Below are 12031 nucleotides of genomic sequence, written 5' to 3'. Positions count from 1 at the left end.
CCGGGCTGGCCCGACGGGTGTCAGGCCGATCTCCCTTTCCGGTCGTGATGGTGGGCCCGCAGGGGCGCCTGGTTTGCCCCAGTCAGGGCGGTCGCGGCAGTTTCAGAGGTCAATTCAGCCATCACTTCGGCCGCCACGAAGGCGGCGATGACGCTGGGCCGCTTGTCGCGGCTACCGCTGGCCCCAATGGGGCATTTCAAGTGTTCGATAGACTGTCCGTCACAGTATTTGTGCGCCCAGTTTCTGAGTTTAACCCGCTTGGTAGCGGATCCGATCATCCCTACGTAAGCCGCGTCCTGACGTTCCAGCGCTGCGGATGTCAGCAGGAAATCCAACCCGTGATCATGGGTCAGAACGATAAAGGCGCTGCCTTTGGGTGCGCTCCAGATTTCGGCTTCGGGAATCGCGCTGACCCTTGTTTCGACATTTGCGGCGCAAAGCGCGATCTCTTCCGGCCGGGTGTCGACGAGGATGCAGCGCACCGGCAGATGCTGAAACAGATTGGCCAAGGCACGCCCTACGTGGCCCGCGCCCATGACATAGACATGGGGCAAAACGTCTTCGCGCTGGGCGGCGCGCTCTTTTGCTGCCCATTTGTCTGACGCACGCATGCGGGTCAGGTTCAGTTCGACCCTGCCGCCGCAGCATTGCCCGATTTCCGGGCCCAGAGGCACATCCATGTCCTGATGCAACGCTCCATCACGCAGCATGTCCCGCGCGGCGTTGATGGCGAGGAATTCCAACTGTCCACCGCCAATGGTTCCCCACAACGATCCGGGTGCCACGAACATCTCTGTTCCCTCATTGCGCGGCGAAGACCCGCGGACACGCGTCAACGCAACGCGGATAACGCAATGCTGCGCGGACAGAAATTCGTTAAGGGAACCCGGGGCAACCATGGCTCAGGGCCCCGCTTGCAGCCGCGCGACCGCCATCAGGACACGTTCGGGCGTGGCCGGTGCGTCGAGGCGCGGGCATTCCCGGTAATCCGCGACCGAGGCCACGGCCATTGACAGGGCCTCGAACACCGAAATTCCCAGCATGAACGGCGGCTCGCCAACAGCCTTGGAGCGTTTGATGGTCAGTTCCCGGTTTTCCGACCAATCGGCTAGGTTCACATTGAAGATGCGCGGGCGGTCTGACGCGAGTGGGATTTTGTATGTTGATGGGGCATGGGTACGCAGGCGGCCGGTATCGTCCCACCAAAGCTCTTCAGTGGTCAGCCATCCCATGCCCTGAATAAAGGCGCCTTCGACCTGACCTTTGTCCAACATTGGGTTCAACGAACGCCCGACGTCATGCAGAACATCCGTGCGATCCACGCGGTATTCACCGGTCAGTGTGTCAATCGTGACTTCTGAACAGGACGCGCCATAGGCGAAGTAATAGAACGGGCGGCCTTGCCCCTTGGCCCGGTCCCAGTGGATTTTTGGCGTCTTGTAGAACCCGGCCGCCGACAGTTGAACGCGCGCCAGATAGGCCTGTTTGATGAATGCATCGAAGGCCAGAACGTCTTGGCCGATATGCACCTGATTGGCGTGGAAGGACACTTCCTCTGGCGAGACGTTCCAGGTCTCGGATGCGAACTTCACCAGACGTTCCTTGATCTGTTCGACCGCGTTCAACGCCGCCATGCCATTCAGGTCGGTCCCGCTGGACGCCGCAGTGGCCGAGGTGTTGGGAACCTTTTCAGTCGTCGTCTTGGTAATCTTGATCCGGTTGAAATCGACCTGGAAGGCCTCGGCCACGACCTGAGCAACCTTGGTATTCAGGCCCTGGCCCATTTCAGTGCCACCGTGGTTCAGGTGGATCGACCCGTCATTGTAGACATGCACCAGCGCGCCGGCCTGATTGTACCAGGTCGCGGTGAAGGAAATGCCGAACTTGACCGGCGTCAGCGCAATGCCTTTTTTCAGGATCGGTGATGTCTTGTTGAACGCGATGATGTCCTGTCGGCGCTGGCGGTATTCCGAGGTCTCTTCCAGCTCTCCGACCAGCCGGTCGAGAATGCTGTCTTCGACTTCCTGGTGGTACGGGGTCACGTTGCGGTCCGTGGTGCCGTAGAAATTCGCCTTGCGCACATCCAACGGGTCCTGCCCCGTGGCATAGGCGATCTCTTCGATCATCCGCTCTGCCGCGATCACGCCCTGCGGGCCGCCGAACCCGCGAAACGCGGTATTCGACACGGTGTTGGTTTTCATCGGGTGGCTGTTCAGGCGCACATTCGGATAGAAATAGGCGTTGTCGGCGTGAAATAGCGCCCGGTCGGTGACAGGGCCCGACAGGTCTGCCGAAAAGCCACAGCGCGCGGCAAAGCTGCCTTCCACCGCCTGAATGCGGCCCTCGTCGTCAAATGCGACATCATAGTCGATCACGAAGTCATGGCGTTTGCCGGTTGCCGTCATGTCCTGATCCCGGTCGGGGCGGATTTTGACGGCGCGGTTCCACTTTTTGGCAGCCATGGCCGCGACTGCGCAGAACAGGTTCATCTGGCTTTCCTTGCCGCCAAACCCCCCACCCATGCGACGGACGTTGACCACGACGGCATTGGACGGCACCCCAAGGACATGCGCCACCATGTGCTGCGCCTCGGACGGGTGCTGGGTCGAGCAATGCACCACCACATCGTCGTCTTCGCCCGGAATCGCAAAGGCGATGTGACCTTCAAGGTACATGTGATCCTGACCGCCAACGCTCATGCGGCCTTTGATCCGGTTGGGCGCGGCCGCCTGCGCTGGGGCGACATCTCCGCGCTCCAGCTTGAGGGGCGCTGTGACATGCGGGTATCCTGCTTTCTGCGCGGCAATCGGATCCAGCGCATGGGGCAGGGTTTCGTAGTCGATCTTTGCCCGTTCCGCAGCGCGGCGCGCGATGTCGCGGGTCTCGGCGATCACGCCAAACAACGGCTGGCCGTGGAATTGAATGGCGTCGGTCGGGAAAACAGGTTCATCGTTCAGGTGGGTCGGGCTGATATCATTGGCGCCAGGCACGTCATCAGCGGTCAGCACGCCGACCACCCCGGGCATTGCCAGAACTTCGCTGAAATCGATACCCAGAAGCTTGGCGTGTGCGACGTCTGACACGCCGAGATACGCGTGCAGCGCGCCTTCCGGTAACGCAATGTCGTCGGTGTAGTCGGCCTGCCCGGTGACGTGCTTGACCGCGCTGTCGTGGTTTACGTTGGTATGGGCCGATCCAATGATGGAAACGTTGTCTTTCATGTTGTCGTCTCCTGATCAGGCACAAGCCAGTTGAACGGGGGTGTCGGTTTCGCGGTCGTTTTCAAGGAAGAACCGGCGCAGCAGGTTTTGGGCGGTCAGCATCCGATAGTCCGACGATGCGCGCCAATCTGTGAGAGGCGAGAAGTCTTCGGCCAGCGCTTCAGCAGCGGCTTCGAAACTTTCGCGTGCCCATGGCTGACCGTTCAGCGCCGCCTCGGCCGTCGATGCGCGCTTTGGCGTGGCGGCCATGCCGCCGAACGCGATGCGCACATTGCTGATGATCCCGTCTGTGACGCTCATGTGCAGCCCGGCGGCCACGGAGGAGATATCCTCGTCACGGCGCTTGGAAATCTTGTAGGCCGCGTCCAGATCATTGGGTCCGGGCAGGGGCACGCGGATGCTTTCGACGAATTCGTCTGGCCGGCGGTCCTGCTTGCCATAATCGATGAAGAAGTCAGCCAGAGGCAGCGTTCGGCTTTCGGAACCGCGCCGCAGAGTGATTTCCGCGCCGAGCGCAATAAGAACCGGTGGCGTGTCCCCGATGGGAGAGCCATTGGCGATATTACCGCCGACGGTTCCCATATTCCGCACCTGCCACCCTGCGATGCGATCCCAGTAGGAGGACAGGTGTGGCAGGTGTTCAGACAGAAGGTCCTGGCAATCGGTGTAGCTGGCGCCGGCACCGATCAGGAGGAGAGACCCCTGTCTTTCGACTGTTTTCAGGTCTTCGAGATGACCGGTGAAGATGGCGGGGCCAATGTCGCGCAGGAACTTGGTGACCCAAAGGCCAACATCGGTGGCCCCCGCCACGATCGTTGCGTTTGGATAAGCTTGCAGGCATTCGGCAAGATCATCGACGCTGGACGGGAGAATGCTCAGGTTGTTGTCGGGTCCGGACACCACGCGCCGCCCGTCCTTCAGGGCCGCCAGGCGCGCGGTCATGGTTTCGCGTTCGTTGTTCAGATGATCAGATGCCGGGGTGCCGTAGCGGCTGACGGCAATGGCCGCTCGGATGATTGGCTCATACCCTGTGCAGCGGCACAGATTCCCCTGCAATGCGGTTTCAACCTGAACCTCGGTCGGTTCCGGAGTTTGCATCCAAAGCGCATAGAGGGCCATGACGAAGCCCGGTGTGCAGAACCCGCACTGGCTGCCATGGTGATCGACCATGGCTTGTTGCACCGGGTGCAGCCGGCCTTGAGGTCCGGACAAATGTTCAACCGTCACGACATGACAGCCGTCGACAGAGGCAAGAAACCGGATGCAGGCATTGACCGGAGCATAGCGCAGGCCCGTGCGCCCAAGCCGTCCGACAAGCACGGTGCACGCGCCGCAGTCGCCTTCGGCGCAGCCTTCCTTCGTTCCTGTCAGTCGACGTTCCAGGCGCAGGAAATCAAGAAGTGTCTGGCTTGCCGACACGTCTGGGACGGAGACATCCTTGCCATTGAGGACAAATTGGATGTGGGTGCGATGCGTCATGGAATTCTCCCTCTGCCCTGCCTTCCGGAGGGTGGTCAGTGGAACCATAGGTATAAAGATTGAGTCGGAAAATCGCCGCAAACGGCAAATACTTTCAACAGATCGTTGAAAAAGTTGAGACCATACCGCATTCTTTCGCTACCGGGAGGATCCATGTCTTACATCGAAAGTCTGCGTGTTTTTGTCCGAGTGATGGAGCTGGGCAGCATCACCTCTGGCGGGCGTGATCTTCGGCTGACCCCGGCGGTGGCCAGCAAACGGTTGAAAGAGCTTGAAAACCATCTGGGTGTACGGCTGTTCAACAGGACGACCCGTTCGATGACGCCAACCGAAGTGGGGACGGTCTTCTATGATGAAGCCAAGGCGGTCCTGCTGGCGCTTGATCACGCCGAAGCGCGTGTCGCCAGCTTTTCCGACGCGCCTCGGGGGGCGATCCGCATCACCGCGCCTTTGGGTGTCGGGCGCAGAATCGTTGCGCCGCTGGTGCCGGAGTTTTCTGATCGCTACCCGGAAACAGAGATTCGCATGCGTCTGTCCGATCGCAAGGTGGACATTCTGGCCGACGGTCTGGATATCGCCTTTTTCATTGGTGAACCCGGCGATTCAACAATGAAACTGCGGAAGTTCGCGGATTGTGATCGTGTTCTGTGCGCCTCACCTGATTACCTGTCGCGGTTTGGGACGCCCAAAACACCGGATGATTTGTTGCACATGCCCCATAACTGCCTGTTGCTGCGCTATCCAAGGTCTCCGGAATACTACTGGACGCTCCGCACTGACATGGGGCCGCGAAAGCTTGAAGTTGGCGGCAAATACGACGCGGATGATGGTGATGTGCTGACGGACTGGGCCTTGGCCGGTCGTGGGATCGTCAACAAGCCGCGCTTTGACGTGCGGGAGTTTCTCGAGGATGGACGACTGGTCGAGGTCCTACCCGAGACGCCTCCGTTGCCAACGATTTTCGGGTGTCTTTATCCGCACAAAAAGCTGCAAGACCCCAAGGTGCGCCTGTTTGTCGAACACGTCGCGCAGCACAGCAAACGCTTTTTCGCATAAAGAAAAACCGGGCATCACGACCCGGTTAACTATCTTCGTTTTGCGCGCAGGCGTCTATTGGTCTCTGACTTCACGCACCCATGCGATGATGATTTGGCGTGCCTCTTCATCCATTTGCACTGCTGATGGTGGTGGCATAGCGTGGCTGATGCCGGCTTGCAGATAGATCTGGTCGGCGTTGCGGGCGACATCGCCGGGTGTCTCAAGATAAACCTTTTTCGGGGCCCATTTCATGGTGCCGTACACCGGCTCGCGGGCGTGGCACATCGAGCAATTGCCCAGGACCGTGTCATAGGCGTCTTCGAAGCCCGCGGCTGAGGCATATTTCTGCTCGTATGGCGTCAGGTCGCGCGCTTCGGCGTCCTCCCATGTCTCGGTGTTTCTCACCGAAGACAACCAGGCGATCACGACCATTAGCAGAACCGTCACGCCCCATGTCCAGTGCGGGCCTTTCCCAGTTGCATGCATCGTGTTGAAGTAGTGGCGGATGGAGACACCGGTCAGAAAGATCAGGCTGGCGATGATCCAGGAATACTGGGTGCCGAAAGCAAGCGGATAATGGTTCGACAACATCAGGAACACGACCGGCAAAGTCAGATAGTTGTTATGCGTGGATCGTACCTTGGCGATCTTGCCGTATTTGGCATCGGGCGTCCGACCGGCCTTGAGGTCTTCGACCACGATCCGTTGGTTCGGCATGATCTGAAAGAACACGTTGGCCGTCATGATCGTCGCAGTGAAGGCGCCAAGATGCAAAAGCGCGGCACGACCGGTGAAGATCTGGTTGTAACCCCAGGACATGATCACGAGGATCACGAACAACAGCAGCATCAGAACGGTCGGGTGATCGCTCAGCTTCGATTTGCACATCTGGTCGTAGAGCAACCAACCAATGGTCAGCGATCCGCCGGAAATCAGAATCCCCTGCCACAGCGCCAGGTCCACTTTGGTCGGATCAAGCAGGAACAATTCGCCCCCGACCCAGTATATGATCATGAGCAACGCCGCGCCCGACAGCCAGGTCGTATAACTTTGCCATTTGTGCCAGGTCAGGTGCTCGGGCATGCGCGAGGGTGCAACCAGATACTTGACGGTGTGGTAGAAACCGCCTCCGTGTACTTCCCATTCTTCGCCGTAGGCCCCGTCCGGCAAGGCAGGGTTTGGCTTTAACATGAGATCCAGCGCGATAAAGTAGAATGACGCCCCAATCCACGCCATCGCGGTGATCACATGCAGCCAGCGGACGGAAAAGGCGATCCACTCCCACATTACGGCCAAGTCGTACATGGCTTTGCTCCTAAGATTCTTTGCTTCCGGTTACTCTATGCGAGTGTGTTTTGTTCTGGTATTGCTGGTAAAGACCAAGCAGTATCAAAAAATGCAAAAAAATGTCCTACCTTGATAACATCAGAACCTTTGTCCGGGTCTACGAACTGGGCAGCATGTCTGCTGCGGGCCGTGATCTGAGGGTTTCGCCAGCTGTTACGTCGGCGCGCATATCGCAATTGGAAGAGCATCTTGGCGTGCGCTTGTTCCAACGCACGACACGCAGCCTGACGCCCACCGAGCAGGGAAAGTCTTTCTATCGTGGTGCGGCAGAGATCCTTGAAGCAGTCGAAAGTGCCGAAGCTCAGATCGTCAATCTTACCGAGAACCTGAAAGGGTCACTCTATGTCGCTGCACCCTTGGGGGTTGGGCGTCGGTTGATAGCGCCGCAGGTCCCGAAGTTTCTTGCCGAGTACCCCGAGGTGAACGTCAGGCTGAGGCTGACGGACCGAAAGGTTGATCTGACAACCGAAGGTCTGGACCTGGCCTTTTTTCTTGGTCAGCCAGAGGACAGCAACTTGCGTATTCGCAAGATCGCCGATGTCGAAAGAGTGCTTTGTGCGTCTCCGACATACATCAAAAAACGTGGGATGCCCGAAAGCGGCGACGCGTTGATCGCTGATGAGCACGAGTGTCTCAATTTGCGGTTCCCGGGCGCGACCGAGTTTCAATGGCTTTTGAGGACCGATACGGGGCCCAAACGGTTCCGGGTTTCCGGGCGCTACGAGTCAGACGATGGCGACGTGCTGACAGACTGGGCCCTTGGCGGACATGGCATCGCGTTGAAACCTATTTTTGAGATCGCTCAGCATCTCAAGGCCGGAACTCTGGTTCCGGTGGCAGAAAAGACGCCGCCAGAACCGATTCAGATGGCATGTCTGTTTACGCACCGCCGCATGCAGGACCCCAAAACGCGGCTTTTCATGGAATTCATAATCGAACGCATCGGGTCGTCGATTGCGGCGGCGAATACGGCCCGGTAGGTCGCTCAGCTGCCGCGATAGGTCGAGTACCCGAAGGGCGAAAGCAGCAGAGGCACGTGGTAATGCGAATGCTCGGACATTCCAAAGCGGATCGGGATGACGTTCAGAAAGCGTGGGTTTTCAGGTGGTGTGCCGGAGGCATCAAGGTAATCTCCGGCGTGGAAGATCAGTTCGTAGTCCCCTGTTGAAAACTCTGCTTCGGGCAGAATTTGTTCGTTGGTCCGGCCGTCGTCATTGGTGACCAGAGTTTTCAGCAACTGGCGGTTTGCACCTTCAATGCGGAACAGTTCGATCTTCAATCCTTCGGCGGGACACCCCCGCGCCGTATCCAGAACATGTGTTGTAAGGTAACCGGTCATTTGCGCTACTCCTCAAGTTATACAGTTACTAGTCTGTTTTCGCATCCAGGGGCAAAGGCAGTCTGTGGGAAGCTGCTTTCAGTATTTTTTGAAAAACATCTTTGATTATCTGGGGTATTGATCAATTCAAGAAGAAGGAAACCGATGTGAAGCCTTATCCACGAGACATGACCGGTTACGGTGGGCAAGTTCCCAAAGCAAACTGGCCGAACGACGCCAAAATCGCAATTCAGATCGTGCTGAATTACGAAGAGGGCGGTGAAAACAATGTTCTGCACGGCGATGCCGCATCCGAAGCGTTTCTGTCCGAGATCACCGGAGCCGCCCCTTGGCCGGGGCAACGGCACTGGAACATGGAATCGATCTATGAATACGGCAGCCGCGCGGGGTTCTGGCGCGTGCATCATCTTTTGCAGGATCTGCCTGTTACAGTCTATGGCGTTGCAACCGCCTTGGCCCGTGCACCTGCACAGGTTGCGGCGATGAAGCATGCCGGATGGGAGATCGCCAGCCACGGTTTGAAGTGGATTGAACACAAGGACATGGGCGCAGAAGTAGAGCGCGCCCAGATCCGCGAAGCAATCCGCCTGCACACAGAGGTTACGGGTCAGCCGCCACGGGGTTGGTATACGGGCCGCTGTTCGATGAATACGGTCGAACTGGCCGCCAAGGAAGGCGACTTTGCCTATATCGCCGACAGTTATGCCGACGATCTGCCATACTGGACCAAGGCAGGGGGCAAGGATCAGCTGATCATGCCCTATACACTTGATTGCAACGATATGCGCTTTGCAATCCAGGCTGGGTTCACCAATGGGGAACAATTCGAAAGCTATCTGAAAGACAGCTTTGACATGCTCTATGCCGAGGGTGAGGCGGGCGCGCCCAAGATGCTCTCGATCGGGCTGCACTGCCGTCTGATCGGTCGCCCGGGTCGTGCGATGGCACTGAAACGCGCCCTTGATTACTTTAGGAAACACGACGGTGTCTGGTTCGCAACGCGCGAGCAGATTGCCGATCACTGGGCCAGGGAACACCCGCCGGTGCAAGGTCTGACCCCGTCCGAAATGGATCGACCAACCTTTGTGTCGGAATTCGGTGGCGTGTTCGAGCACAGCCCGTGGATTGCCGAAGGTGCGTATGAACTGGAACTGGGCCCGACGCATGACAATGCCGCTGGCGTCCACAACGCGCTGGCGCGTGTATTCCGTTCCGCCTCGCCCAAGCAGCGCCTCGGCGTTCTGACAGCCCACCCGGACCTGGCGGGCAAGCTGGCCGCCGCCGGCCGCCTGACCAAGGAAAGCACTGCGGAACAGGCCGGTGCGGGTCTGGACATGCTGACCGATGAAGAACGCGCAACGTTCACGGCGTTGAACGAAGCCTACACGACCAAGTTCGGCTTTCCTTTCATCATTGCCGTCAAAGACAACACCAAGGCCAGCATTCTGGAAGCCTTTCGCCGTCGCATCGACAATGACCGCGACAGCGAGTTTGCCGAAGCCTGCCGTCAGGTTGAGCGTATTGCCGAATTGCGCCTGATCGAGAAGTTCGCACAATGACGGCTGCCTTGAAGCTCCGCCCCTTGACGTCAGAGGCATTTGCACCTTTCGGCGATGTCATCGAGGCGACGGGCCAGGTGGACAAGCTTATCAATCAGGGTAAATGCGCGCGCTATCACGACCGGGCCGTGTTGGATTTCCACGATGGGCGCGCGGGTATCAGCGTGTTTCAGTCCGAAGCCTTCAGTCTGCCGATCAAATTGGAAATGGTTGAACGCCATCCTGATGGCAGCCAGGCCTTTTTGCCTTTGTCGGACAAACCATTTGTCGTGGTTGTGGCCCCGGATGAGAACGGCACGCCGGGACAGCCCATCGCCTTCAAAACAGCGCCCGGACAGGGTGTGAATTACCATCGCAACACCTGGCATGGCGTTCTGACCCCGCTTCATGCGCCCGGGCTTTTTGCGGTGGTCGACCGAATTGGAGCCGGGCCCAACCTCGAAGAGCATTGGTTCGAGGAGGCTTTTGAAATCACAGAATGAGGCGCGTTGCCGGAAGAGGAGCCGGCTGCGAACCTCAAGGGAGGAAAAACAAAATGTCAGATGCATCCATCGGAACGCCGGAGCAACTCCGCGATCCGAATTACACTCCGCCGCTGCTGAAGGCGGTGCCGCTGGGAATTCAGCATGTGCTGGCGATGTTCGTGTCCAACGTCACGCCAGCCATTATCGTTTGCGGCGCGGCTGGTTTCGGCTTTGGCTCGAACAGCCCCGATTTCCCGCAGATGATCTATATGATCCAGATGTCGATGTTCTTTGCGGGCGTCGCCACGTTGTTTCAGTCTATTGGTGTGGGGCCTGTTGGTGCCCGGTTGCCCATCGTGCAGGGAACATCGTTTGCCTTCATCCCGATCATGATTCCGCTGGTGGTTGGAAAGGGCGTTGACGCCATTGCCGTCCTGATGGGCGGTGTTGTTGTCGGTGGCTTGTTCCACGCATTCCTCGGGTTGTTCATAGGGCGCATTCGCTTTGCTCTTCCGCCGCTGGTTACGGGCCTTGTGGTAACCATGATCGGCCTGGCACTAGTAAAAGTCGGCATTCAATATGCCGCCGGCGGTGTGCCCGCCATAGGTACCGAGGAATATGGCTCGGGTCTGAACTGGTTCATGGCGGGAACCGTTATCGTGGTCACGCTTGGCCTGAAATTTTTTGCACGGGGCATGCTGTCCGTGTCGGCTGTTCTGATCGGTCTGCTGGTCGGATACGCCGTGGCCTTTCTGCTTGGCCAGGTGAACTTAGGCAATGTCGGCAACGCGGCCTCCTTCGCGCTGCCGAACCCCCTGCATTTTGGCCTTGAATTCTCGGTCGCGGCCATCATCGGTTTCTGTGCAATGTCCTTTGTTTCCGCTGTTGAAACCGTTGGGGACGTATCCGGTATCACCAAAGGCGGCGCTGGGCGAGAAGCCACCGACAGGGAAATACAGGGCGCGACCTTTGCCGATGGTCTTGGTACTGCGATCTCTGGCCTGTTTGGAGCGTTGCCGAACACGTCATTCAGCCAGAATGTCGGGTTGATTGCTATGACCGGAGTCATGAGCCGCATGGTCGTGACCATCGGCGCGGTTTTCCTGATCGTTTGCGGGCTTATTCCCAAGATCGGGGCGATAATCTCGTCCATTCCGATCGAGGTTCTTGGCGGCGGCGTGATCGTGATGTTCGGCATGGTTGTTGCGGCAGGGGTCTCGATGCTGTCGGACGTGAACTGGAACCGGCGCAACATGGTGATTTTTGCAATCGCCCTGAGTCTTGGGCTGGGTTTGCAGCTGGAACCCAACGCGTTGCAATACTTGCCCGGCACGTTGAAGGTTCTGGCGACATCGGGAATCCTGCCTGCCGCCGTCATCGCCATCGTATTGAATCTGGTGCTTCCCGAAGAGCTTTCAGACGAAGCGACGGAAGAGGTCTCGGGCGGCATGGCCGGTCATGGCCTTGGCTCCATCGAGCAAGACGACCACGTCTGATGCGTTTGACCAGATAGACTGATCGTCCTGGGAAAAACGAAAGCGGCGTGCCTTGGCGCGCCGCTTTTCATTGTTCGGTCACCATTCA

Annotated in this window: 10 protein-coding genes; 5 read left to right on the top strand and 5 right to left on the bottom strand. The window is 58.4% G+C overall.

The window, feature by feature from the left end; genetic code table 11:
* Positions 1-20 precede the first annotated feature (20 nt).
* The 3 genes from xdhC to xdhA are packed head-to-tail and all read right to left on the bottom strand — an operon-like array spanning position 21 to position 4700.
* Positions 21-899 (bottom strand): xanthine dehydrogenase accessory protein XdhC, encoded by an 879-nt coding sequence (xdhC, locus tag NOR97_RS19325; protein ID WP_257601104.1) that lies wholly within the window; start codon positions 897-899, stop codon positions 21-23.
* Positions 900-902: 3 nt separating this feature from the next.
* Positions 903-3221: a xanthine dehydrogenase molybdopterin binding subunit gene (gene xdhB / locus NOR97_RS19320; protein WP_257601103.1), complete on the bottom strand. Its 2319-nt coding sequence runs from the start codon at positions 3219-3221 to the stop codon at positions 903-905.
* A 15-nt stretch (positions 3222-3236) separates the two neighbouring features.
* Positions 3237-4700: a xanthine dehydrogenase small subunit gene (gene xdhA, locus NOR97_RS19315; RefSeq protein WP_257601102.1), complete on the bottom strand. Its 1464-nt coding sequence runs from the start codon at positions 4698-4700 to the stop codon at positions 3237-3239.
* A 153-nt stretch (positions 4701-4853) separates the two neighbouring features.
* On the opposite strand from xdhA, the gene NOR97_RS19310 reads away from it, so the two are divergent.
* Positions 4854-5756, top strand: a complete 903-nt coding sequence (locus NOR97_RS19310) for a LysR family transcriptional regulator (RefSeq protein ID WP_257601100.1) — start codon at positions 4854-4856, stop codon at positions 5754-5756.
* A 54-nt stretch (positions 5757-5810) separates the two neighbouring features.
* Here the strand turns inward: NOR97_RS19310 and NOR97_RS19305 are convergent, their stop codons facing one another.
* A complete protein-coding gene (locus NOR97_RS19305; RefSeq protein ID WP_257601099.1) occupies positions 5811-7043 on the bottom strand; it encodes a urate hydroxylase PuuD in 1233 nt (410 codons plus the stop codon).
* Positions 7044-7144: 101 nt separating this feature from the next.
* Here NOR97_RS19305 and NOR97_RS19300 point away from each other — a divergent pair, with 101 nt between their 5' ends.
* Positions 7145-8065, top strand: a complete 921-nt coding sequence (locus tag NOR97_RS19300) for a LysR family transcriptional regulator (protein ID WP_170345215.1) — start codon at positions 7145-7147, stop codon at positions 8063-8065.
* Between the two features lie 5 nt (positions 8066-8070).
* On the opposite strand, the gene uraH is transcribed toward NOR97_RS19300, so the two are convergent.
* The gene (uraH, locus tag NOR97_RS19295) at positions 8071-8424 is read right to left on the bottom strand and encodes a hydroxyisourate hydrolase (RefSeq protein WP_170345216.1); all 354 of its coding nucleotides are present in this window, start codon (positions 8422-8424) and stop codon (positions 8071-8073) included.
* Positions 8425-8570: 146 nt separating this feature from the next.
* On the opposite strand from uraH, the gene puuE reads away from it, so the two are divergent.
* The 3 genes from puuE to NOR97_RS19280 are packed head-to-tail and all read left to right on the top strand — an operon-like array spanning position 8571 to position 11943.
* A complete protein-coding gene (gene puuE / locus NOR97_RS19290) occupies positions 8571-9983 on the top strand; it encodes an allantoinase PuuE (RefSeq protein WP_257601097.1) in 1413 nt (470 codons plus the stop codon).
* Positions 9980-10465: an ureidoglycolate lyase gene (locus tag NOR97_RS19285; protein WP_257601096.1), complete on the top strand. Its 486-nt coding sequence runs from the start codon at positions 9980-9982 to the stop codon at positions 10463-10465. Before puuE ends, NOR97_RS19285 begins: the two co-directional genes overlap by 4 nt.
* Positions 10466-10518: 53 nt before the next feature.
* Positions 10519-11943: a uracil-xanthine permease family protein gene (locus NOR97_RS19280; protein ID WP_257601095.1), complete on the top strand. Its 1425-nt coding sequence runs from the start codon at positions 10519-10521 to the stop codon at positions 11941-11943.
* Positions 11944-12031 lie beyond the last annotated feature (88 nt).

The organism is Ruegeria sp. YS9 (assembly GCF_024628725.1).
Taxonomy (GTDB): domain Bacteria; phylum Pseudomonadota; class Alphaproteobacteria; order Rhodobacterales; family Rhodobacteraceae; genus Ruegeria; species Ruegeria atlantica_C.
Note: the sequence above shows the minus strand (reverse complement) of the source record. Positions and strands in the feature narration are given on the sequence as shown.